This window comes from Nocardioides malaquae (assembly GCF_015070385.1).
GTDB classification, from domain to species: domain Bacteria; phylum Actinomycetota; class Actinomycetes; order Propionibacteriales; family Nocardioidaceae; genus Nocardioides; species Nocardioides malaquae.
This window is the reverse complement of the sequence record NZ_JADCSA010000007.1, coordinates 60,441-83,452: the sequence shown is the minus strand read 5'-3', so window position 1 is coordinate 83,452 and position 23,012 is coordinate 60,441. Positions and strand designations below refer to the sequence as shown.

Below are 23,012 nucleotides of genomic sequence, written 5' to 3'. Positions count from 1 at the left end.
CACCGCCCGGGCCCTCAGCCCGGGCGGTGCAGCGGGCTCCGGGAGCGGGACAGGAGGTCCTCCGGGTCCCGGTACCCCGGCTCCGCCGACGTGCCGAACGCGGCGGCGATCGCCGCCTGGCGCTCCGCCACCAGCGGGGCGTACTCCGGGTGGCTGAAGACGTGGAGGTCGCCCGCGACGATCGCACGGACCACCCGGTCAGCAACCGAGGCCGGGGCCATCTTCCGGGCGTCCGTCGCCGCCGGGTCGGTGGGCCTCGTGGGCTGCGGCGAGCTCCCGAAGCGGCGCGCCGACTCGTTGAAGGGGGTCGCCACGCCGCCGGGACTCACGACGGAGAGGCCGATCCCGTGCTCCTGCAGCTCGGCAGCCGCCACCTCCGAGAGCGCCACCACGGCGAACTTCGACGCCGCGTACGCCCCGAGACCCGGTGGGGCCAGGAACCCAGCCATGCTGGCGACGTTGACCACGTGCGCAGGGGTGCCTCGCGCGATCATCCGGGGGAGCAACGCCCGCATGCCCAGCAGCGTGCCGACCAGGTTGACGTCGACCACCTGCCGAAACTTCTCCACGGGCAGCTCCCACACCCGCGGCGGTGAGGTCCCGGGGGCGGCGCCCACGCCCATGCCCGCGTTGTTGACGAGCAGGTCGACGGGGCCGACCTGGCGCCACACCTCGTCGACGACCTCCTCCCACGCCTCGGGGGAACTGACGTCGAGGACTCGGGGCAGGACGTCGTCGCTGCCCAGCTCCCGCACCGCATCGGCGAGGGCCTGCTCGTCCTGGTCCGTGACCACCACGCGCATCCCCTCCGCGCGCAGGGCGGAGGTGAGCGCCAGACCGATCCCCCTGGCGCCACCGGTGACCAACGCGGTCCGTCCACGGAGCTCCTGCAACGCCATCAGAAGGCCCCCTCAGGCAGGTCCATGATGGCCAGGTCCGTCCGCTCGGCGACGGCGCGCTCCGCGGTGACTCGCGGGAGCATCGTGGTCGCGAAGAAGGAGGCTGCGGCGACCTTGCCGGAGTAGAAGTCGCGGTCGGCTCCCGTGGCACCGGCGTCGAGCGCGGCGAGGGCGACCTCGGCCTGCCGGAGCAGGAGCCAGGCGCACAGGACGTCACCCATCACCATCAGCAACCGGGTGGCGTTGAGCCCGACCTTGTAGACGGCGCGGGCCTCCTCCCGGGAGGCGGAGAGGTCGTCGGTCATCCGGCGCACCACGGCATGGGCGTCCTCGAGGGCCGTGGCCAGCAGGCCACGCTCGACCTTGAGGCGCTCGTCGCCCTCGGAGGAGGCGATGAAGGACTCGATCTCCCGCGTCAGGTGGCCCAGGGCGCGGCCCTGGTCCTTGACGATCTTGCGGAAGAAGAAGTCCTGGCCCTGGATGGCGGTGGTGCCCTCGTAGAGGGTGTCGATCTTGGCGTCGCGCACGTACTGCTCGATCGGGTACTCCTGCAGGAAGCCGGAGCCGCCGAAGGTCTGCAGCGACTCGGTGCCCAGGAGCACCCAGGAGCGCTCCGAGCCGTAGCCCTTGACGATCGGGAGCAGGAAGTCGTTGACGGCGCCGGCCAGGTCGTCGACCTCGCCCGCGTGCTCGGTGAGCATCACGCTGTCCTGCCAGGAGGCGGTGTAGAGCACCAGCGCACGCATGGCCTCCGCGAAGGACTTCTGGGTCATCAGCGAGCGGCGCACGTCGGGGTGGTGGGTGATGGTGACGCGCGGGGCGGTCTTGTCGGACTGCCGGGTGAGGTCGGCGCCCTGGACGCGGGTCCTGGCGTACTCGAGAGCGTTGAGGTAGCCCGTGGAGAGGGTCGCGATCGCCTTGGTGCCGACCATCATCCGGGCGTACTCGATGACGTCGAACATCTGCGCGATGCCGTCGTGGACCTCGCCCAGGAGCCAGCCCCGAGCGGGCTCGCCGCCGCCGATCTGGGGGTCACCGAAGGTGAGTTCACAGGTGTTGGAGGCCTTCAGGCCCATCTTGTGCTCGACGGCAGTCGCGTAGATCCCGTTGCGCTCACCCGTGAGCTCACCGGTCGCGTGGTCGAAGTGGTGCTTGGGCATCCAGAAGAGGGAGAGGCCCTTGGTGCCGGGGCCGCCGGCACCCTCGACGCCCTCGGGACGGGCGAGCACCAGGTGCACGATGTTCTCGCTCATGTCGTGCTCGCCCGAGGTGATGAAGCGCTTGACGCCGGTGACGTGCCAGGAGCCGTCCTCGTTGGGGGTGGCCTTGGCGCGGCCGGCGCCCACGTCGGAGCCGGCGTCGGGCTCGGTGAGGACCATGGTGGCGGCCCACTGGCGCTCGACCATGATCTGGGCGACGCGGGCGTCCCGCTCGTTGCCGTTGCGCAGCACGAGCTTGCTGAAGGTGGTGCCCACGGCATACATCCACAGCGCGGGGTTGGCGCCCAGGACCATCTCGCCCAGGGCCCAGTTGAGGCTCGAGGGCGCCGGGGTCCCGCCGAGCACCTCGGGGATCTGCAGCCGCCAGAACTCGGCGTCCATCCACGCCCGGTAGCTCGCCGCGAAGGACTCGGGCACCGGGGCGGTGTGGGTGCTGGGGTCGAACACCGGGGGAGTGCGGTCGCTGTCGGCGAAGGAGGCCGCCAGCTCGCCGGTCGCGAGTCGCTCCACCTCGCGCAGGATCTCGCGCGCGCTCTCGGCGTCCAGGTCCGAGAAGGGTCCGCGGCCCAGGACCTCGTCGCGGCCCAGGACCTCGAAGAGGTTGAACTCGATGTCACGCAGGTTGCTCTTGTAGTGGCTCACAGTTGTCCGTTCCAACGGTTCCGGCATCGGCTGACCCCAGCAGGCTAGGCCCAACTCGTCAGTAGATCAACGGAATCGTTGACAGATTCAACGGAAGCGTTGATTCTTTCAACATAAGTGTTGAAAAACTCTTGACGCCCGCGTCAAGTTCGGGCAAGAGTGTGTCTTGCGTCTCACCCGGCCAGCCCGGGCAGGCGTCCCCCCCCGCTTCCCGGCCCCGAGGCCGGTACCCCTACCCCCCGAGGATGTGAGCTGAGTGGCTGAGTTCCTCCAGTTGCTGATCAGCGGTTTGTCGCAAGGGGCCCTCTACGGACTCATCGCGTTGGGATTCGTGATCGTCTTCAAGGCGACCGGGATCCTGAACTTCTCCCACGGAGCAGTGCTGCTCCTGGGGGCCTACGTGGTGACGCGCCTGGCCCACGTCAACTTCCTCCTGGCCCTCGTGGCGGGAGTCGCGGCAGCAGTCGCCCTCAACCTGTTGGTCGAGCGCGTGCTGGTGCGGTCGATGGCAGGCCGCTCCGCGCTGGCGATCACCGTGATGACGATCGGCCTGGACGTCGTGCTGATGACCTTCGCCCGCGGCGAGATCAACACGCAGATCCGCACGGTCGGGGATCCGTGGGGCTCGCAGATGGTCTCCCTGGGAGCCGTCGACATCCCACTGAGCCGCCTGGTGGCCCTCGTCGTCTCGCTGGTCGTGGTGGCGCTCTTCTTCGTGTGGTTCAAGCGCTCCTCGTGGGGCGTGGCCTTCCGGGCCGCCACCGAGCGCCGTGACGTCGCTCCGCTCATGGGCATCCGGCTCAACCGGCTGTCCGTGGTCGCCTGGCTGCTGGCCGGGGTGCTGGCCGTCATCGCCGGTGTCTTCCTCGCGACCTTCCCCTCGGCCGGCGTCAACGTCGACCTGGCCGCCGTCGCCCTGCGTGCCTTCCCGGCGGCGGTGATCGGGGGTCTCGACTCCACGCACGGCGCCATCGTGGGCGGCCTGCTCATCGGCACCGCGGAGATGTTCGCCCAGGGCTACCAGGCGCAGCTCGAGTTCCTCGGCGCCGGCTTCCACGAGGTGCTCACCTACGTGCTGATGGTGGCCGTGCTGTGGTTCCGCCCGGCTGGACTCTTCGGGACCCAGGAGGTCAATCGTGTCTGAAGCCACCCACGCCCACGCCCACACCCGCACCCGCACCCTCAACGCGCTCAAGGGCGCCGGACTCGTGGTGGCCGCGATCCTGGTCATCCTCGCGCCGTCGGTCGCTGGCACCTGGCTGCCCGCACTCATGAACCTGGCTGCCTACGCCGTGGGAGTCGTCGGGTTCAACCTTCTCTACTCGGCCGGTCAGCTCTCCCTGGGCCACGCCTTCTTCATGGGCCTGGGCGGCTTCTCGTACGCCTACCTCGCCGGCCCCAGCACGGCTCGGACCGACGGCCTCGAGCTCGACCCCCTGCTCGCCTTCGTGCTGTCGGCCCTGCTGGTCGGCGTGGTGGGCCTCGCCTTCAGCCCGCTCACCTCCCGTCTCGGGGGTCTGTCGTTGGCGGCCGCCACCCTGGGCCTGGTCTTCCTCGGGGCGCACCTCTTCGGCATGGCCGAGCGGGTCACCGGTGGAACCGCCGGTCGGGTCGTGGAGAACATCCGGTTCGGCGAGTACGAGCTCTACGAGCAGGCCGACATCTGGTACTTCGTGGCCGGTGTGGCGGCGATCTGCTTCGCCTTTGCCGCCCTGGTCTCACGCAGTCGGGTGGGACTCGCCCTCGAGGCGATCCGCGACGGCGAGCACCTGGCCCGCGGCCTGGGGATCAACGTGCGGCGCTACAAGGCCCAGGCGTTCTTCTTCTCCTCCCTCTTCGCCGGCATCAGCGGCATCCTGATCGGTCTCGTCGCGGGTGTCCTGGTGAAGGAGAGCTTCTCGCTCATCCTGGCCATGAACATCCTGATGATGGCGATCCTCGGCGGAGCCTCCGCCGTGGTGGTGGGTGCCGTGGTGGGCAGCGCGCTCTTCGTGCTCCTGCCCGAGTTCCTCCGCCGTTACGGGGACGCACTGCCCTTCCTGGCCCCCGAGGGGGCGGTCACGGGGCTGACGCCGGCCGCAGCAGCGACCTACGTCTTCGGCGCAGCGATCATCCTCGTCCTCATCGTCGAGCCCGACGGCCTCTCGGCCCTGGGGCGACGGATCCGTCACCGCATCGGCCGGGCCCGGGCGTCGCGGTCGTGAACGTTCCCCGTGCCCGGCGGTCCCGGACCACCCGCCCGTCCCACCAGAACCCGCACCACCCCACACCCCGTCAGCAGAAGGAAGTAGGACCCATGAAGCCCATGCGTACCGCCGGAGCCGTTGCCCTGGCCCTCGTCACCGCCGCCAGCCTCGCCGCCTGCAGCAACACCGACGGCGGCTCTGCCGACGCACCCGGTGTCACCGAGGACACCATCAAGCTCGGACACATCACCGACCTCACCGGTCCCTGGGGACCCGTGGGCAAGAAGTACCTGGCGGGTTCCCAGCTCTGGGTCGACGCCGTCAACGACGACGGCGGCGTGTGCGGCCGGGACGTCGAGCTCGTCGTCCGCGACCACAAGAACAACACCCAGGACGCCGTGACCATCTACCGCGAGCTGGAGAACCAGGTGCTCGGCGTGCAGTCGATCCTCGGCTCCGGCCCGATGCTCGCGGTGGCGCCGTCGCTGAACCAGGACAAGGTGCTCGCCTCGTCCTACGCCTGGGACGAGTTCCTCCTCGAGGGCAACGAGACCGTCTTCCTGCCCGGCGCCACCTACGAGGTCAACGCCGTGGCCCTGACCGAGTGGGTCGTGAAGGAGCGTGGCCTCAAGGAGGGCGACACCATCGCACTCCTGCGCTACGACGGCATCTTCGAGGGCGTGCTCACCGGCATGGAGATGGTCGCCGAGGAGTACGGCCTCAACCTCGTGGAGCAGAAGATGCAGGTCACCGACTCCGACTTCACCGCACCGGTCCGCGCCTTCAAGAAGGAGGACGCCAAGATCGTGATGGCTGCGATCGGCACCGCGCACCTCGGCGGGTTCGCCTCGACCGCGGCCTCCCAGGGACTCGAGCCGGCGATCCTCTCCCCGTCGCCGGGCAACTTCGACGAGTCGCTGCTCGAGGGCGCCTCGAAGGAGATCTTCGAGAAGAACTCCTACTTCGCCTCCCCCTTCGCCGCGTGGGACAACGAGAGCGAGGGTGCCGCCGAGGTGCGGGCGGCCTTCGAGAAGTACGGCGAGGGTGAGCCCAACTTCGGCCTCATGCTCGGCTACGCCCAGGCCGAGGTCTTCGGCCGGGTCCTCGAGTCCGGGTGCGAGGACGGCGAGATCACCCGCGAGAGCGTGGCCGACGCGTTCGCCGGCATCGACAGCCTGGAGACCGACGGCATGATGTCGGAGCTCGACTTCACCCGGGGTGAGGGCAAGTCGCAGTCGCTGGAGGTCAGCATCCTGCAGCCCGACAGCAGCGCCACGACCGGTTTCACCGAGGTCCAGGAGCCGTTCGTCAGCGACCTCGTCGTCAAGAACGACCTCTGACCGGCCGATCCCTCGTCCCGACGGAGCCAGAAGAGCAGGAGCAGAGCAGTGTTGGTGGTCAAAGGACTTGAAGTCACCTACGGCGGCGTGGCCGAAGGGCTGCGTGGCGTCGACCTCACGGTCGAGGACGGCCAGCTCGTCACCGTCCTGGGCAGCAACGGCGCCGGCAAGACAACCCTGCTGCGAGCCATCTCCAACGTGCTGAACGCCTTCAACGGCGTCGTCACCGGAGGGTCCATCGACTGGGACGGGCTCAACCTGGTGCGCACCCGGGCCGACCGCATCGTCGGACGGGGCCTCATCCAGGCTCCCGAGGGACGAGGGATCTTCGGACGCCTCACGGTCGAGGAGAACCTGCGTGTCGGAGGCTTCCTCCGATCACGCGCGGACCAGAAGACGCAGCAGGACCACGTCCTGGAGCTCTTCCCCGACCTGTCGGGCCGCCTGCGGGAGCACGCAGGTCTCCTCTCGGGTGGCCAGCAGCAGATGCTGGCCATCGGACGGGCCCTCATGGCCAACCCGAAGGTCCTGCTGCTGGACGAGCCCTCGCTCGGTCTGGCGCCCAAGATCGTCGACGACGTCGCCGACGTGGTGCGACGCATCAACCAGGAGGGGACCACCGTGGTCCTCGTCGAGCAGAACGCGTCGATGGCGCTGAGCATGGCGGACTACGCCTACGTGCTGGAGAACGGGCGGGTCAGCCTGCACGGCCCCGGACCGGAGCTCCGCGACAGCGACGAGGTCCGCCGTCTCTACCTCGGTCAGGGTGCCGAGGAGGCGTTGGACGCCGCTGCAGTCGCCGGGCAGGGCCTCGGCGACGGAACGAAGGAGCAGGCATGAGTGCTGAAGACCGTCCCCAGCAGGGCACCACCGCCCTCCAGCTGCGTGACGTCGACGTCACCTTCGGCGGGGTGCACGCCCTGAGGGGCGTCTCCCTCGACGTCGAGCGCCACACGATCCACGCGGTGATCGGTCCCAACGGTGCCGGCAAGACGACCTTCTTCAACGCCATCTCCGGGATGGTGCGCACCTCGGGTGGCGAGGTCGTCCTCAACGGCGAACGGATCGACGGCTGGTCCGCCGACCGCATCGCCAAGGCCGGCATGGCCCGGACCTTCCAGAACCTGGCCGTCTTCGCCGACCTCACGGTGCGCCAGAACCTCCTGCTGGGTCGGCACGTGCAGACCCGTGCGGGTTGGCTCAGCGCCGGCCTCGCACTCCCGCGGGCCAGGCGTGAGGCGGCCGCCCAGGTGGCGCACGTGGAGGAGGTCGCCCGTCTGGTCGGTCTCGACCACCTGCTGGACCACGGGGGAGGCGACATCTCCTACGGTGACCGCAAGCGGGTTGAGATCGGCCGCGCGCTCTGCATGGAGCCGCAGGTCCTGCTGCTCGACGAGCCCGTCGCGGGGATGAACTCCACCGAGACGGCGCGGATGGCTGCGCTGATGCGCACCATCCGCGACGACATGGGCATCACCCTGCTGCTGGTGGAGCACGACATGGGCATGGTGATGCGCCTGGCCGACCACGTCACGGTGCTCGACTTCGGTCAGGTCGTCTCCTCCGGTCTGCCGGCCGACGTCCAGCAGGACCCGAAGGTGATCGAGGCCTACCTCGGTGCCCGGGGGGCCAGCGACCTGCTCGCAGGTCACTGAGGTCCCCGGCACGCACGGACGACTAAGGGCCGGTCAGCGGTGGCTGACCGGCCCTTCGTCGTGCCTGCCGTGGCAGGTCCTGCTGCGTCAGGTGTTGTAGCCGCCGTCGACGTCGATGGTCTGGCCGCTGACGTAGCTGGCCCGGTCGGAGGCCAGGAAGGCCACCACCTCGGCGATCTCGTGGGACAGGCCGAAGCGCTGCAGCGGGGTGAGACGCTTGGTGATCTCGATCGAGGCCGGGTCGAAGTTGCCGCTCTCGATCAGGGCCACGCCCATCGCGTCCTCGACGACGCCGGGCGCCACCGAGTTGGCGCGGATGCCGAACTTGCCCTCCTCGCGGGCCACGCCGCGCACGATCACCTCGATGCCACCCTTCGGCGCTCCCGACAGGATGTCCTTGACCGGGAACCGGCGCACCGCGACGCTCGTCACGGCCGTGATCGATCCGGCCGTCCGCCGCAGGGACGGAAGACTCGCACGCACCACGTGGAAGAAGGCGTTGAGCTCGGCGTCGACGTGGGAGGTGAACTTCGCGGGCTCCAGCTGACTGATGTAGATCTGGTCCACGAAGGGGCCGCTCGCGTGGACGACCGTCTTCAGGTCGCCGAGGTCGGCGACGACCCGCTCGACCTCGACGGTGACTGCCTCGGCGTCGGTCAGGTCCAGGCGGACGGCCTCGGCCCGGGCGCCGGCGCTCTCGAGCTCGGAGACGAGCTGCTCGGCCTTCGCGGTGTTGGAGTGGTAGGTGAGGACGACGTCGTGCCCGTCGCGGGCCAGGGCCCGGCACGTTGCGGCGCCGATGCCACCGGTGCCACCGGTGACGAAGGCGACGGGCCGGGAGAGCGGGTCGGTCTGGGGGGTGGTCATGGAGGGTCCTTTCGTGGAGTGCGGTCCTGCGCGATCGGACCGGTCAGAGCGACCGGGCGATCAGGACCTTCATGATTTCGTTGGTGCCGCCGTAGATCTTCTGCACGCGGGCCCCCGCGTACAGCTGGGCGATGGGGTACTCGGTGACGTAGCCGTAGCCGCCGAAGAGCTGGAGGCAGCGGTCGATGACGGTGCACTGCATGTCGGTCGACCAGTACTTGAGCCGGGAGACCGTGACGGGGTCCAGGCGCCCCTCCAGATGGAGCGCCACGCAGTGGTCGAGGAAGGTGCGGGCGACCAGCACGTCGGTCGAGCACTCGGCGAGCACGAACTGCGTGTTCTGGTAGTCGATGACCTGCTTGCCGAAGACCTGGCGTTCCTTGACGTAGCGCACGGCTTCCTCGACGGCCGTCTCGGCGAAGGCGACGGCACTGATGCCGATGACGAGCCGTTCTTGCGGGAGCTGCTGCATCATCTGGTAGAAGCCCTGGCCCTCTGCCTCGCCGAGGAGGTGGGAGACCGGGACCCGCAGGTCGATGAACGAGAGCTCGCGGGTGTCCTGGCCGTGCTGGCCGATCTTGCGCAGCACCCTGCCGCGCTCGAACCCCGCGACGTCGTGGCCGTCGGCGTCGGTCACCTCGACGACCACCAGGGAGATGCCTCCTGCGCCCTCGCCGCCCGTGCGGGCCACGAGCAGGACGAGGTCGGCGTGGCCCCCGTTGGTGATGAAGGTCTTGGACCCGTTGACGACGTAGTGGTCGCCGTCGCGTCGGGCGGTCGTGGTGACGGCCTGCAGGTCCGACCCCGTGCCCGGCTCGGTCATCCCGAGGGCGGCGACGAGCTCGCCCGTGGCCATCCGCGGCAGCCACCGACGCTTCTGCTCCTCGGTGCCGAAGGCGTTGAGGTAGTGCGCCACGATCGTGGAGTGGATGCCGTAGCCCAGGGCGTCGTCACCCGATCGGCACTGCTCCCACAGGACTGCGGCCTCGTGCGCGAAGGATCCGCCACCGCCGCCGTACTCCTCGGGGATGCTCACCAGCAACAAGCCGGCCTCTCCCGCCCTGCGCCAGGTCTCACGGTCCACCTGGTGCTGGTCGGCGAACCGCAGTCGGTGCGGGGTCACCTCCTTCGCGAAGAAGGCGCGGGCCAGGTCGGCGGTGTCGGCGACGTCGTCGGGACGCATCCAGGGGGAGGTGTAGGGGGCGGGCGACTTCATGGAGTTCCTCGGGGGGGATGGGGAATGGGTCATTCAGGGACGCCGACGGCCTTGCGCCAGATCCGGGAGAGCGTGTCGATCGCCGTCTGCTCGTCGAGGGGCTCCTGCAGGACGTAGCGGGCGAAGGCGACGTCGGCGACCATGCCGCCGAGCGCCTCCGCGCCGTGGCGGGGGTCGAGGGAGGGATCCCCGACCCCTCGGTCCTGCCAGACCCTGATGGTTGCCTCGATCCGCTCGATGTAGCGCTGACGGACGCGGCGTCGGTAGGCCATGAAGTCCGGGTTGCTCGCGGCCACCTGCTCGAGCACCCGGTGCATGCCGGCGTTGTCCCGGTAGGTGTGCATGAAGCTGGTGATGGTCTCGGTCAACTGCTGTGCCGGGGCCGCTCCCGGGGTCAGGGGCTGTGACGAGACGGCGAGGGAGACGTCGACGAGCTCGTCGACCAGGGCCATCAGCACGTCGTCCTTCGAGGTGAAGTAGGTGTAGAAGGTGCCGTGCGAGACCTTGGCCTCCGTGGCGATGTCGGCCACCCTCACCTCGTAGTAGCTGGTCCGTTCGAAGACCTTCTGCCCCGCTCGGAGCACCTGCTCACGGCGGGCCCATCCGCGAGGGGTGCGCGGCTCGCGGGCCTCGACAGTCACCGGGCGTCCACGTCATGCAGGGGCGGCGGCGGAGTCGGAGGCTGCGCTCCGCAGCACCCGGCGCAGCAGCTTGCCGGACGGGTTGCGGGGGAGTGACTCCACGACCTCGACGGAGGTGGGGCACTTGTAGTGCGCGAGGTTGGCGCGCGCGTGCTCGATGACGGCGTCGGGCTCGAGGGTCGTGCCGGCCGTCGGCACGACGTACGCCTTGGGGGTCTCGCCCCACTTCGGGTGCGCGACGCCGACCACCGCGACCTCGGCCACCTGCGGGTGGGAGGCGATGACGTCCTCGACCTCCGTGGGGAAGATGTTCTCCCCGCCGGAGACGATCATGTCCCCGACCCGGTCGCAGAGGAAGAGGAAGCCGCCCTCGTCCTGCCAGCCCAGGTCGTTGGTGCGCATGTAGCCGTCGTCGGAGAACACCTCGGCGGTCAGCTCCGGCTGCTTGAAGTAGCCCAGCATGGTGCCGACGTACTTCACCCAGACCTCGCCCACCTCTCCCGCCGCCACGGGGGCGCCGATGAAGGGGTCTCGCAGCTGGATCTCGAGGTGGTTGATGGCGCGACCGGCGGACTGGAGGCGCTCGGGGTGGTCGGCGTCGTGGTGGGCGGCCCCGTCGAGCAACGTGATCGTGCCCCAGGTCTCCGTCATGCCGTAGATCTGGACGATCGTGGTGTCGGGAAGCAGGTCCAGGAACTCTCGCAGCAGCGTCGGGCTGATGGGGGAGGCGCCGTAGGAGACCAGCTTGAGGGAGGAGAGGTCGGCCGTCCGGGCCGAGGGGTGGGCGCAGACGCCCTGGATCATGACGGGCGCGACGACCATGGAGGTGACGCCGTGGCGCTCGACGGCGTCGATGATGTCGCCGCCGGAGACCTCGTTCTGCGCGACGATGGCGCCACCGGTGTGCAGGGCTCCCGCCGCTGCGCCGATGCCGCCCACGTGGAACCAGGGCAGCACGGGCATCAGCACGGCGTCCTGGCCCAGGGCCCAGGCGTCGTGGAGGAAGGCCACGGTGGCTCGCATCCCGGCGACGCCGAGCATGACGCCCTTGGGGTTGCCGGAGGTGCCCGAGGTGTAGAGCTGGGCGGCGACGTCGTCGTCGGCCAGCTCGGCGTAGTCCTCCGGGGCGAGGGGGGCGGCCGAGTCGCGCCAAGCGGTCCACTCCAGCTCGGCGCCCTCCGCGCCGTCGCCGACCACGACCACGTGGTCGACGGTCGGGCACTGGGGCACGACGTCCCGTCCCAGGTCCAGGAGCCCGGCCTGGACCACCAGGACGGTCGCCTCCATGTGGGTGACCAGTGACGCGACCTCGCGGGTGCTGAGGCGCCAGTTGACCGGCACGGCCACGGCGCCGAGCATGCCGGCGCCCGTGGTGAGCTCGACCTGCTCGACCGAGTTCTTGCCGAGGTAGGTGAGGCGCGCGCCCTTGTCGATGCCGAGGGAGGCGAGCGCGCCGGCGACGCGCCGGGAGCCCTCGCGGAGGGCGGCGTAGGTCACGGTCCGGTCCTTCTCGATGACCGCGGTGGCATCGGGCGTGCGGTCGGCCCAGGACTCGATCCCGGTAACGAGGGGGTGGTGGGAGGACACGGGGGCTCCTTCTTGCGGCGCAGTGGGGGTGTGACAGCCGTCACGGGAACGCTAGGCCGAATTGAACTTGATGTCAATGTCAAGTTGGACGATGCACCAGTGCCGGCGCCCGCGAGCGTCTCGCGGGCGCCGGGAGGTCAGGAGAGGCGCTCGACGATCATGGCCATGCCCTGGCCGCCGCCCACGCACATCGTCTCCAGTCCGAACTGCTTGTCCTTGACCTGCAGGCCGTTGACCAGGGTGGAGGCGATGCGGGCGCCGGTCATCCCGAAGGGGTGGCCGACGGCGATCGCTCCGCCGTGCACGTTGAGGCGGTCGAAGTCCAGGCCCAGCTCGCGCCCGGAGGCGATGACCTGGGCGGCGAACGCCTCGTTGATCTCGAAGAGGTCGATGTCGTCGACGCCCAGGCCTGCGCGGGCCAGGGCGCGGCGCGAGGCCTCGACCGGTCCCATGCCCATGATCTCGGGGGAGAGCCCGCTGACGGCCGTCGACACGATGCGCGCGAGCGGGGTGAGGCCCAGCTCGCGTGCCTTGGTGTCCGACATGATCACCAGGGCTGCCGCCCCGTCGTTGAGGGGGCAGGCATTGCCGGCGGTCACGCTGCCGCCGGGGCGGAAGACGGGCTCCAGTGCCCCCACCGACTCCATGGTCACGCCGGCGCGCGGGCTGTCGTCGCGGTCGGCCACCCCGCCGTCGGGCAGCTGCACGGGCACAAGGTCGCGCGCCCAGAAGCCGGCGGCCTGCGCTTGCTCGGTGAGGTTCTGGCTGCGCACCGCGAAGGCGTCCTGGTCGGCGCGGCTCACGCCGTAGGTCTCGGCGACGTTCTCGGCGGTGAGGCCCATCGAGATGTAGGCGTCGGGCAGGTCGCCGGAGTCTCGAGGGTCGGTCCACGGCCGACCGGCGGCGACCCGCTCGTCGGTCCGGGCGGCCGCGGCGGCGAAGACGGGGTTCTCGGTGTCCGGCAGGTTGTCGCTGTGCCCCTTGGTGGACCGGCTCACGGTCTCGACCCCGGCCGAGATGAAGACGTCACCCTCGCCGGCGCGGATGGCGTGGAGGGCCATCCGTGTGGACTGCAGGCTCGAGGAGCAGTAGCGGTTGACCGTGGTGCCGGGCAGGTGGTCCATGCCCATGAGGATCGAGACCATCCGGGCCATGTTGAAGCCCGACTCCCCGCCGGGCAGGCCCACTCCGAGGATCAGGTCCTCGACCTCGGTGGGGTCGAGCTCGGGCACCTTGGCGAGCGCCGCCCGGACCGCCACGGCGGTCAGGTCGTCGGGACGCATCTGGGCCAGGGAGCCCTTGAAGGCTCGGCCGATCGGGGTGCGGGCGGTGGAGACGATGACTGCTTCAGGCATGGGGACCTCTGGCTCGAGTGGGGGTGGGCGGGGCCATTCTGGGCACGCGCCCGCGGCTGCGTCAACACTAACGTTGAAAGTTCTCCGCGCGGAGGTTACTGTCCGCTGGTGACACCTCCCGACGACTCGCGCCGCGTTGCCCTCCTGCTGGGACTCCTCATGGGGTTGGGGGCTCTGGGCTCCTCCTCGGTCGCCGTGGTGCTCGTCCTGGTCGGAGAGGATCTCGGGGTCTCCGTCGGGGTGGCTGCCTGGACGATCAGTGGCTACCTGCTCCTCTACGGCGTCTCCACCGCGGTCTACGGCCGCGTGGCCGACGTCGTCGGTGTGCGTACGCCACTGCTCGTCGGCGTGGGGCTGATGACGATCGGGTCCCTGGCGTCTGCGGCCGCTCCGACCTTTGCCGTGCTCATGGTCGGGCGGGTGCTGCAGGGTGTCGGTGCGGCAGCGGTGCCGACCCTCGGGGTGGCCGTGATCACCGGCCGCTACGGAGACGGGGTCAGGGCGCTGGCCCTGGGCCGGTTGGCCGCGATGACGGCTGCCGTCAGCTGCCTGGGCCCGCTCATCGGGGGCGCCGTCGACGCGGTCGCCGGCTGGCGGGGAGTGATGGCGCTTCCTGCCCTCGGCTTCCTCGTCATCCCCTTCGTGTGGCACACGCTCGGCCGCGAGGGTTCCGGCGCCCGCATCGACCCCCTCGGGGCGGTGCTGCTGGCTGCCGCCTCGGGTGGTCTCGTACTGCTGGTCCAGTCACCCTCGTCCGGGCCTGGCGTGGCCCTGCTCGGGGTGACCCTGCTCCTGGTGGGCACTCCGTTGGTCGCCCTCAGGGTCCGACGCCACCCCCACGGCTTCCTGCCGCGGTCCGTCATCACCAACGGCCGGGTCGTGCGGTCCGCCCTCGCCGCGGCGTCGATCCCGGCGTGCTGGTTCGCGCTCCTCGTGGCTGTGCCCACCGTGCTGGTCGAGGAGGGATGGACCCCGTGGGACGTGGGCCTGCTCCTGGTGCCCAGTGCCGTGGTCGCCTTCATGGTCCCCGGCCGCGCGGCGCCGCTGCTCCAGCGGCGAGGGGCTCGTTGGACACTGGGGCTAGCCGCCGTCATCGCCGCCGGAGCGCTGCTGGTGGCAGCCCTGGGCAGCCAGGTCGTGTCGGCCCCGCTCCTGGGACTCTCGGTGGTCGTGCTGGGCGTCGCGTTCGGGGTGGGTCAGCCGGCGATGATGGCCGCGGTCAGCAGTGCCGTGGAGCCCGAGGTGCGCGGCGTCGCTCTCGGCGTCGCCATGCTCGTCTTCATGGTCGGCGGGAGCCTCGGGTCGGCCGTGGTCGCCGGCGTCAGCGCCGTGGCCAGTGTCTCGACTAGCCTGTTGGTCCTGGCGCTCCTGCCGGCGGCGGGCCTGGTCCTGCTCCGGACGGGGCGCCGACGCGTCGGGAGGGCGGGCTCGCGCGGCCACGCCGTCCCCGAGGCGTCCTCGACGACCACGGCACAGTCGTAGGCAACCACGGCACAAGGGGAGGTAACGTCAGGTGGAGCACTCCGACGACACCGACAGGAGCGAGTCGCGGGAGGCCGGTGTCGGGGACGCTGGACCCAAGCGTCCGCGGACCACGCGCGGGGAGCGTACGAGGAGCGCCCTGGTCGCTGCGGCGCGGCGCATCTTCGAGCGCGACGGCTACCTAAACGTCCGCCTCAGCGACATCCCGGCCGAGGCCGGCTGCGCGTCGGGCACGCTCTACACCTACTTCAACGGCAAGGAGGACATCTTCGAGGCGGTCCTCGCCCTGGTCGAGGACGACATGCTCCACGGGGACCGCGACGCGGCACCGTCCTCGGACCCGCTGGACCAGATCCGGAGCGCCAACCGCTCCTACCTCGAGTCCTACCAGCGCCACGCTCTGGTGATGCGCTGCTTCGAGCAGGCCGCGGTCAGTGACCCTCACTTCCAGAAGCTGCGCTCGATGCGCGCCCACCGATTCATCGAACGCAACGCCGCGGCGATCCGCCGGCTCCAGGCCGAAGGGGTCGCCGATCCCGCGCTCGACCCCGAGCTCGCTTCGAAGGCTCTGTCGGCCATGGTGAGCCGCGTCGCCTTCTCCGCCTACGTCCTGGAGGACCCCGTCCCACTGGACGACCTGGTCGAGGTGACCACGCGCCTGTGGGCCAACGCCCTCTGGATCACCGGTCCGCACACCCCCTGACTGCCTCAGACGTTGCGCCGGTACTCACCGCCCACCTCGAAGAACGCCTGGGTCACCTGGCCCAGCGTGCAGACCCGGGCGGCGTCCATCAGCACGGCGAAGACGTTGTCGCCGTTGACCGCGGCCTCCTTCAGCCGGGCCAGCGCCTCGGTCGCCTCGGAGGCGTGGGCGGCCTGCCACTCTCGCACCCGGCGCAGCTGCGACTCCTTCTCGGCCTCGGTGGCGCGGGCGAGCTGGACCGGCCCCGGTGCCTCGCGGCCGTCGGGCGGCAGGAAGGTGTTGACGCCGATGATCGGCAGCGAGCCGTCGTGCTTGCGGTGCTCGTAGAGCATCGACTCGTCCTGGATGCGGCCGCGCTGGTAGCCGGTCTCCATGGCCCCCAGCACGCCGCCACGCTCGTTGATCCGGTCGAACTCCTCCAGCACCGCGGCCTCGACCAGGTCGGTCAGCTCGTCGATGACGAACGAGCCCTGCAGCGGGTTCTCGTTCATCGCCAGGCCCCACTCGCGGTTGATGATCAGCTGGATCGCCAGCGCCCGGCGCACCGACTCCTCCGTCGGGGTGGTGACGGCCTCGTCGTAGGCGTTGGTGTGCAGCGAGTTGGCGTTGTCGTAGATCGCGATCAGCGCCTGCAGCGTGGTGCGGATGTCGTTGAAGTCCATCTCCTGCGCGTGCAACGACCGGCCTGAGGTCTGCACGTGGTACTTCAGCTTCTGGCTGCGCTCGCCGGCGCCGTACTTCTCCTTCATCGTGACCGCCCAGATCCGGCGGGCGACGCGGCCCATCACGGAGTACTCCGGGTCCATGCCGTTGGAGAAGAAGAACGACAGGTTGGGCGCGAAGTCGTCGATCGCCATGCCGCGCGCCAGGTAGGCCTCGACGTAGGTGAAGCCGTTGGCGAGGGTGAAGGCGAGCTGGCTGATGGGGTTCGCCCCGGCCTCGGCGATGTGGTAGCCCGAGATCGACACCGAGTAGAAGTTGCGGACCTTCTCGGCGATGAACCACTCCTGGATGTCGGCCATCATCCGCAGGCTGAACTCGGTGGAGAAGAGGCAGGTGTTCTGGCCCTGGTCCTCCTTGAGGATGTCGGCCTGCACGGTCCCGCGGACGTTGGCGAGGGCGTACGCCCGCAGCTCCGCCTGCTCCTCGGCGGACGGCTCGCGTCCCTCGCGCTCGCGGAACCGCTCGACCTGCTGGTCGATCGCGGTGTTGAGGAAGAAGGCGAGCACGGTCGGAGCCGGGCCGTTGATCGTCATCGAGACGCTCGTCGACGGGTCGACCAGGTCGAAGCCGTCGTAGAGCGCCTTCATGTCATCGAGGGTGGCCACCGAGACGCCGGAGGTGCCGACCTTGCCGTAGACGTCGGGGCGTGGGTCGGGGTCGCGGCCGTAGAGGGTGACGGAGTCGAAGGCGGTCGAGAGCCGGGTCGCCTCGCCGTCGGCCGAGAGCAGCTTGAAGCGGCGGTTGGTGCGGAAGGGGTCGCCCTCTCCCGCGAACATCCGCGCCGGGTCCTCGTTGTCGCGCTTGAAGGCGAAGACGCCGGCGGTGAAGGGGTAGTGGCCGGGCAGGTTCTCCGAGCGCAGGAAGGTCACCAGGTCGCCGTGGTCGGTGAAGCGGGGGAGGGCGACGCGGGGGACCTTGGTGCCGCTCAACGACTCGCGCGTCAGCCGGGTGACGATCTCCTGGTCGCGGACTCGCACCACCTGCTCGTCGCCGGAGTACGCCTCCACGACCGACGGCCACGCGTCGATCTGGTCGGCGACCTCGGGCGCCAGGTCACGCCGGGCCTGCTCCAGCAGCACGCCCACCCCGGCGGCGTCGTGCCCCGCCTGCTCGAGCTCGCGGGCCACGGCGTCGAGGCGCTGGACCCGGCGCGCCGCCTCGGCCTGCTTCTCGGTGCAGCGGTGGTAGGACCGCACGGTCTCGGCGATCTCCGCGAGGTAGCGGACCCGATCGTTGGGCACCACCTGGCGGATCCCGGAGGAGTGGCGCACGGTCACCGGCGCGAGGTGGCCCTCGGAGACCGGCAGTCCGAGGCCGGCGAGCTGGTCGCGCAGGTGCTGGTAGAGCGCCGTGACGCCGTCGTCGTTGAAGGTCGCGGCGCTGGTGCCGAAGACCGGCATCTCCTCGGGGGAGGAGCCGAAGGCCTCCCGGTTGCGCACCATCTGCCGGCCCACGTCGCGCAGCGCGTCGCGGGCGCCACGACGCTCGAACTTGTTGATCGCCACGGTCTCGGCGAAGTCGAGCATGTCGATCTTCTCCAGCTGTGAGGCGGCGCCGAAGTCGGGCGTCATCACGTAGAGCGAGGTGTCGACGAAGGGCACGATCGCGGCGTCGCCCTGGCCGATGCCCGGCGTCTCCACGACCACCAGGTCGAAGCCGGCGGCCTTGACCACGTCGATGACGTCGGCCAGGTGCGCGGGCACCTCGTGGGCGCCGCGGGTGGCCAACGACCGGAAGAAGGTGTGGCCGGGGTCGAGGGCGTTGGCGCGGATCCGGTCGCCCAGCAGCGCCCCACCTCCCTTGCGGCGCGTCGGGTCGACCGCCACCACGGCGATGCGGAGCTTGTCGGCCTGGTCGACGCGGAAGCGGCGCACGAGCTCGTCGGTCAGGCTCGACTTGCCCGACCCGCCCGTGCCCGTGACCCCGAGGACCACGGCCGGGCTCGCCGCCGCGGCCCGCCGGACCTCCGCGAGGAAGTCGTCGTCGAGCCGCCCGGTCTCGGCGCCGGTGAGGGCACGCGCCACGGCGCTGCGGTCGCCGGCCAGCACCGCCTGGACCGTCGCCGGCCGGAGCTGCCACGGGTCGAAGTCGCAGGCCTCGACCACGGAGTTGACCATGCCGACCAGCCCCATGCGCTGGCCGTCGGCGGGGGAGAAGATCGTCACCCCGACCTCGCGGAGCCTGGCGATCTCCTCGGACACGATCACCCCGCCACCCCCACCCACGACCCGGACGTGGTCGGCGCCCGCCGCCCGCAGCTGCTCGACGAGGTAGGTGAAGTACTCCACGTGGCCGCCCTGGTAGGACGAGACCGCGACCCCTTGGGCGTCCTCCTCGAGGGCGGCGTCGACGACCTCCTGCACCGACCGGTTGTGGCCCAGGTGCACCACCTCGCACCCCTGGCTCTGCAGGATCCGCCGCATGATGTTGATCGAGGCGTCGTGGCCGTCGAAAAGGCTCGAGGCGGTGACGATCCGCACCGGGTGGTGCGGCACGTGGAGCTCGGTCCGCTGCGGCGGGGTCGGCTGGTCCATCGGGTGCTCCGAGATTAGTTGGATGTCCTAGTAACTAGATCCTAGGATGTCCTAGCAATTTGCGAAAGGGCCACACCGGCGGAAGTTCGGACCAGGATTGCGCGACGCCCGGCGTGGGGAGTCCACGCGACGGCGAACTTCCGCACGAGTGGCCCCGCGCGCGCTCGGCAGGGGTCAGTCGTGGGGGACGTCGTCGCCGGAGGCGGCCCGCAGCGCGCCGAGCAGCGCGGTCAGCTGTGCGGTCTCGCCCACGCTGATCCCCGGTGCGGCGAAGAGCTCGGCGTTGAGTCGCTCGGTGGCCAGGTCGACCACGTCGCGGCCCGCGGGTGTGATCGAGGCGAGCACCACCCGACCGTCGTGCGGGCCCCGCTCCCGCGCGGCGAACCCCTGCTTCACCAGGCGCCCGACCGCGCTGGTGACGCTGGTGGGGTGCACCTGCAGCAACGAGCCGAGCCGGGTCATCGGCATCGCCCCCGACCGGGTGAAGGCGAGCAGCCGGAGCACCTCGTAGCGCGCGAAGGAGAGATCGAGCGGGCGCAGCACCGCATCGATGCGCTCCATCAGCAGCTGGTGGGCGCGCACCAGCGACGTCACCATCGCCATCCCGTCGGCGGCGTCGGTCCACCCGTGCGCGATCCACTGGCGCCGCGCCTCGGAGATCGGGTCCGCCACCGGGTCGGAGCTCGGCCCGGGGCGCGGGTCCGGGATCGAGGCGGGCATGGAGGAAGAGTAGTGCGACCCCGGGTGGGGCGACCCCCGTACCGTGGCGACGTGCAGTACTACGACCCCCGACCCGTACGCCCGCGCCCACGGTGGCAGGGCGCGGCGGTGCTGAGCGGTGGGTTCGTGGGCCTGTTGTGGGTGCTGGAGGTCATCGACCTGCTGCTGCTCAACCAGACCGACCGCCTGGGGGTGCGGCCCGGTTCCTCCGACGGACTCATGGGCGTCCTCTTCGCGCCCCTGCTGCACTCCGGCTTCCCGCACCTGGCCAACAACACCGTGCCGTTGCTGGTGCTGGGGTTCCTGGTCGCCCTCAACGGGCTCTCGCGGTGGGTGGCGGTCACGGTCACGATCTGGCTCGTCTCCGGCGTGGGCACCTGGCTGGTCGGCGGCTGGGGGTCGGTGCACATCGGCGCCTCGGGCCTCCTCTTCGGCTACCTGGTCTACCTGGTGATCCGGGGCGTGGTGAGCAGGCGCCCGTGGCAGATCCTGCTGGGGGTCGTGGTCTTCCTGGTCTACGGCTCGGTGCTGTGGGGAGTGCTGCCCGGCACGCCGGGGATCTCGTGGCAGATGCACCTCTTCGGCGCCGTCGGAGGCGGCCTCGCGGCCTGGTGGTTGGACAAGCCCGTGCGACGCCAGCCCCGCTCGGTCTACTGAGCCTGCCGGGCGTAGGCCTGCGCCTCCCCGCGCAACGGCGCGGTGGCCCGGGCCATGGCGTGCTCGAACTCCGCGACGGGGCTGTCGGTGACGCCGCGCAACCACCGCTTCAGGACGACGTTGTGGCCGGTGACCACGGCACTGGCGACCAGCTCGGCCTCCAGCTCGGCCGCGGCGTGGTCGCCCAGGTCGGCGGTGATCGCAGCGAAGAACGCACGTCGGTAGCTGCGCTCGACGTCGGTCTCCCGGGCGCGGATGAGGGGCACGTGACCCGCGAGCCGGTGACGGGCCCGCGCACGGTCTCCCTCGGCCAGGAAGTGGTCCAGCACGGTGCGGGCGGCCTGGGTGACGCGGTCGGCGAGGGGGTCGTCGAGGGCCAGGCGGTCCTCGAGGACGCGCAGCATCTCCGCGTGGGCCGGCAGGACGGCGTCCTCCTTGGCGCGGAAGTGCCGGAAGAAGTCCTCGCGCTCGACGCCGGCGCGCTCGACCACCTCGTCGACGGTGGTGGTCTCGAAGCCCTGCTCCTCGAAGAGCTCGAAGGCTGCCTCGACGATGCGTTCACGCGTGGACATGGCCACTCACCCCTGCCCTGGCCGGCGACGGTCTGGCGGCCATCGTAGAGGCCCGCGTGGGGCAGGGGTCACACTTGCGACGTGCCCCATGACGACCAGACTCCTGCCGCCTCCTTCTCCGAGCTGCTGGCCACGCGCCACAGCGCCCGCGCCTTCCGGCCCGAGGAGCTGCCCCAGGAGGTCATCGACGACGTGCTGACCCGCGCGCAGCGCTCGCCGTCGTGGTGCAACACCCAGCCCTGGCAGGTGCACGTGCTCTCCGGGGCGGCGCGCGACCGTTTCTCCAAGACGCTCGGCGAGGCGGTCTTCACACAGCAGCAGACCGCCGACCTCGGACTGCCCGTCTACGCGGGCACGCACGCCGAGCGACGCCGCGAGTCGGGCTACGCCCTCTACGACGCGTTGGGCATCGAGCGCGCCGACCGTGACGCCCGGGCGTTGCAGTCCTTCAAGAACTTCGAGTTCTTCGGTGCCCCCCACGTGCTGGTGCTGACCACGGACGCCGAGCTGGGGACGTACGGCGTCCTGGACTGCGGCGGCTGGTTGACCACCTTCATGATGCTGCTCGCCGAGCGCGGCATCGGGGCCATCGCCCAGGGGGCGATCGCGATGTACTCCGACGTGGTGCGCGACTTCCTCGACCTGCCGGCCGACCGGCAGGTGGTCTGCGCGGTCTCCTTCGGTCTCGAGGACGAGACCGACCCCGTCAACGCCTTCCGCACGTCGCGCGCTCCGCTGGGTGAGGTCGTGCAGCACCTGCGCGACTGAGAGCGGTAACGTCGGCTCCCGGCCGGTCCGCCGGTCAGTCCGAGCCCCGTCCCGCCAGGAGTCTCCATGTCCACCGACCGCATCGTCGTCGTCGACGGCGCCCGCACCCCCACCGGCTCGTTCGGTGGCGTCTTCAAGGACGTGCCCGGCTTCGAGCTGGGCGCCGCAGCCACCGTCGAGGCCATGCGTCGCGCCGGGGTCGAGGGCACCGACATCTCAGAGGTCGTCACCGGCTGCATCGGCCAGGTCGGCCCGGACGCCTACAACGCGCGTCGCGTGGGCATGGCCGCCGGCCTGCCGGAGAGCGTGCCGGCCTTCACCGTCAACCGCCTCTGCGGCTCGGGCCTCCAGGCGATCTGGTCGGCCGCCCAGCAGATGCAGTGGAACGACCTCGACTTCACCGTCGCAGGTGGCAACGAGTCGATGTCGCGGATGCCGTTCTACGACTTCGGTGCCCGCACCGGCTACCGCCTGGGCGACCGCGAGCTCAAGGACGGCACCGTCCTCATGCTGACCGACCCCTTCAGCGGCATCCACATGGGCGTCACCGCCGAGAACGTCGCGGACAAGTACGGCGTCTCCCGCGCCGAGCAGGACGAGTTCGCCGCCGAGTCGCAGCGTCGCGCCGCGACCGCCGAGGCCAAGGCTGCCTTCGCCGAGGAGATCGTGGCCTTCGAGGTGCAGGGCCGCAAGCCCTACACCGTCGAGGTCGACGAGCACCCCAAGCCCGACACCACGGTTGAGACCCTCGCCAAGCTGCGTCCCGCTTTCCGCAAGGACGGCTCGGTCACCGCCGGCAACGCCTCCGGCATCAACGACGGCGCCGCGGCCGTCGTGCTGGCCAAGGAGTCGGCTGCCGCCGAGCGCGGCCTGAAGCCGCTCGTGGCGCTCGAGGCCGTTGCCACCTCGGCGATGGACCCCAAGCTCATGGGCTACGCCCCGTGCGGCGCGATCAGCCAGCTGCTCGAGAAGACCGGGCTCAAGGCCTCCGACATCGACACCGTCGAGCTCAACGAGGCCTTCGCCTCCCAGGCCGTGGCCGTGCGCCGCGACATGGGCTTCACCCCCGAGCAGGTCAACCCCTACGGCGGCGCGATCGCCCTGGGCCACCCGGTCGGCGCCACCGGTGCGATCCTGACCGTGCGCATCGCCAAGGACATGGTCCGCCGCGACCTCGAGACCGGCATCGTCACGATGTGCATCGGTGGCGGCCAGGCGCTGGCCGCGCTCTTCCGCCGGGTCTGA

Annotated in this window: 20 protein-coding genes; 10 read left to right on the top strand and 10 right to left on the bottom strand. The window is 70.6% G+C overall.

The window, feature by feature from the left end:
* Positions 1-14 precede the first annotated feature (14 nt).
* Positions 15-899 (bottom strand): SDR family oxidoreductase, encoded by an 885-nt coding sequence (locus IEQ44_RS08815; RefSeq protein ID WP_193638090.1) that lies wholly within the window; start codon positions 897-899, stop codon positions 15-17.
* Positions 899-2,761: an acyl-CoA dehydrogenase gene (locus tag IEQ44_RS08810; protein ID WP_193638089.1), complete on the bottom strand. Its 1,863-nt coding sequence runs from the start codon at positions 2,759-2,761 to the stop codon at positions 899-901. Before IEQ44_RS08810 ends, IEQ44_RS08815 begins: the two co-directional genes overlap by 1 nt.
* Before the next feature lie 256 nt (positions 2,762-3,017).
* Between IEQ44_RS08810 and IEQ44_RS08805 the strand changes: the two genes are divergently transcribed.
* The 5 genes from IEQ44_RS08805 to IEQ44_RS08785 all read left to right on the top strand — a co-directional run bounded on the left by IEQ44_RS08805 (position 3,018) and on the right by IEQ44_RS08785 (position 7,942).
* Positions 3,018-3,905, top strand: coding sequence for a branched-chain amino acid ABC transporter permease (locus IEQ44_RS08805; RefSeq protein ID WP_193638088.1), 888 nt, complete (start codon positions 3,018-3,020; stop codon positions 3,903-3,905).
* Positions 3,898-4,965: a branched-chain amino acid ABC transporter permease gene (locus IEQ44_RS08800; RefSeq protein WP_193638087.1), complete on the top strand. Its 1,068-nt coding sequence runs from the start codon at positions 3,898-3,900 to the stop codon at positions 4,963-4,965. Before IEQ44_RS08805 ends, IEQ44_RS08800 begins: the two co-directional genes overlap by 8 nt.
* A gap of 92 nt (positions 4,966-5,057) precedes the next feature.
* Positions 5,058-6,287 carry an ABC transporter substrate-binding protein gene (locus IEQ44_RS08795; RefSeq protein ID WP_227487179.1) on the top strand — a complete coding sequence of 410 codons (1,230 nt, stop codon included), beginning with the start codon at positions 5,058-5,060 and terminating at the stop codon, positions 6,285-6,287.
* Positions 6,288-6,341: 54 nt separating this feature from the next.
* The gene (locus IEQ44_RS08790) at positions 6,342-7,127 is read left to right on the top strand and encodes an ABC transporter ATP-binding protein (protein ID WP_319804581.1); all 786 of its coding nucleotides are present in this window, start codon (positions 6,342-6,344) and stop codon (positions 7,125-7,127) included.
* Complete coding sequence (locus tag IEQ44_RS08785; protein ID WP_193638084.1) at positions 7,124-7,942, top strand: ABC transporter ATP-binding protein; 819 nt, start codon at positions 7,124-7,126, stop codon at positions 7,940-7,942. The genes IEQ44_RS08790 and IEQ44_RS08785 overlap by 4 nt, the downstream gene beginning before the upstream one ends.
* Before the next feature lie 87 nt (positions 7,943-8,029).
* On the opposite strand, the gene IEQ44_RS08780 is transcribed toward IEQ44_RS08785, so the two are convergent.
* The 5 genes from IEQ44_RS08780 to IEQ44_RS08760 form a co-directional block, all read right to left on the bottom strand.
* Positions 8,030-8,809, bottom strand: a complete 780-nt coding sequence (locus IEQ44_RS08780; protein WP_193638083.1) for an SDR family NAD(P)-dependent oxidoreductase — start codon at positions 8,807-8,809, stop codon at positions 8,030-8,032.
* A 43-nt stretch (positions 8,810-8,852) separates the two neighbouring features.
* The gene (locus IEQ44_RS08775) at positions 8,853-10,025 is read right to left on the bottom strand and encodes an acyl-CoA dehydrogenase family protein (RefSeq protein ID WP_193638082.1); all 1,173 of its coding nucleotides are present in this window, start codon (positions 10,023-10,025) and stop codon (positions 8,853-8,855) included.
* Between the two features lie 29 nt (positions 10,026-10,054).
* Positions 10,055-10,666 (bottom strand): TetR/AcrR family transcriptional regulator, encoded by a 612-nt coding sequence (locus tag IEQ44_RS08770; protein WP_193638081.1) that lies wholly within the window; start codon positions 10,664-10,666, stop codon positions 10,055-10,057.
* 12 nt (positions 10,667-10,678) lie between these two features.
* Positions 10,679-12,253: a class I adenylate-forming enzyme family protein gene (locus IEQ44_RS08765; protein WP_193638080.1), complete on the bottom strand. Its 1,575-nt coding sequence runs from the start codon at positions 12,251-12,253 to the stop codon at positions 10,679-10,681.
* 137 nt (positions 12,254-12,390) lie between these two features.
* Complete coding sequence (locus IEQ44_RS08760; RefSeq protein ID WP_193638079.1) at positions 12,391-13,608, bottom strand: acetyl-CoA C-acetyltransferase; 1,218 nt, start codon at positions 13,606-13,608, stop codon at positions 12,391-12,393.
* A 108-nt stretch (positions 13,609-13,716) separates the two neighbouring features.
* Between IEQ44_RS08760 and IEQ44_RS08755 the strand changes: the two genes are divergently transcribed.
* Both IEQ44_RS08755 and IEQ44_RS08750 read left to right on the top strand, forming a co-directional pair.
* Positions 13,717-15,090, top strand: coding sequence for an MFS transporter (locus tag IEQ44_RS08755; RefSeq protein ID WP_193638078.1), 1,374 nt, complete (start codon positions 13,717-13,719; stop codon positions 15,088-15,090).
* A gap of 31 nt (positions 15,091-15,121) precedes the next feature.
* Complete coding sequence (locus IEQ44_RS08750) at positions 15,122-15,793, top strand: TetR/AcrR family transcriptional regulator (RefSeq protein WP_193638077.1); 672 nt, start codon at positions 15,122-15,124, stop codon at positions 15,791-15,793.
* Positions 15,794-15,798: 5 nt separating this feature from the next.
* Here IEQ44_RS08750 and icmF read toward each other — a convergent pair whose 3' ends face one another.
* A complete protein-coding gene (gene icmF, locus IEQ44_RS08745; protein WP_193638076.1) occupies positions 15,799-19,050 on the bottom strand; it encodes a fused isobutyryl-CoA mutase/GTPase IcmF in 3,252 nt (1,083 codons plus the stop codon).
* Positions 19,051-19,224: 174 nt separating this feature from the next.
* Positions 19,225-19,770 carry a MarR family winged helix-turn-helix transcriptional regulator gene (locus IEQ44_RS08740; RefSeq protein WP_193638075.1) on the bottom strand — a complete coding sequence of 182 codons (546 nt, stop codon included), beginning with the start codon at positions 19,768-19,770 and terminating at the stop codon, positions 19,225-19,227.
* Between the two features lie 51 nt (positions 19,771-19,821).
* Here IEQ44_RS08740 and IEQ44_RS08735 point away from each other — a divergent pair, with 51 nt between their 5' ends.
* The gene (locus tag IEQ44_RS08735; RefSeq protein ID WP_193638074.1) at positions 19,822-20,427 is read left to right on the top strand and encodes a rhomboid family intramembrane serine protease; all 606 of its coding nucleotides are present in this window, start codon (positions 19,822-19,824) and stop codon (positions 20,425-20,427) included.
* On the opposite strand, the gene IEQ44_RS08730 is transcribed toward IEQ44_RS08735, so the two are convergent.
* Positions 20,421-20,999, bottom strand: coding sequence for a TetR/AcrR family transcriptional regulator (locus IEQ44_RS08730; RefSeq protein WP_193638073.1), 579 nt, complete (start codon positions 20,997-20,999; stop codon positions 20,421-20,423). The genes IEQ44_RS08735 and IEQ44_RS08730 overlap by 7 nt on opposite strands.
* A gap of 81 nt (positions 21,000-21,080) precedes the next feature.
* Here IEQ44_RS08730 and IEQ44_RS08725 point away from each other — a divergent pair, with 81 nt between their 5' ends.
* Together IEQ44_RS08725 and IEQ44_RS08720 are read left to right on the top strand one after the other, a co-directional pair.
* Positions 21,081-21,767, top strand: a complete 687-nt coding sequence (locus IEQ44_RS08725; protein WP_193638072.1) for a nitroreductase — start codon at positions 21,081-21,083, stop codon at positions 21,765-21,767.
* A 66-nt stretch (positions 21,768-21,833) separates the two neighbouring features.
* Positions 21,834-23,012, top strand: coding sequence for a thiolase family protein (locus tag IEQ44_RS08720; RefSeq protein WP_193638071.1), 1,179 nt, complete (start codon positions 21,834-21,836; stop codon positions 23,010-23,012).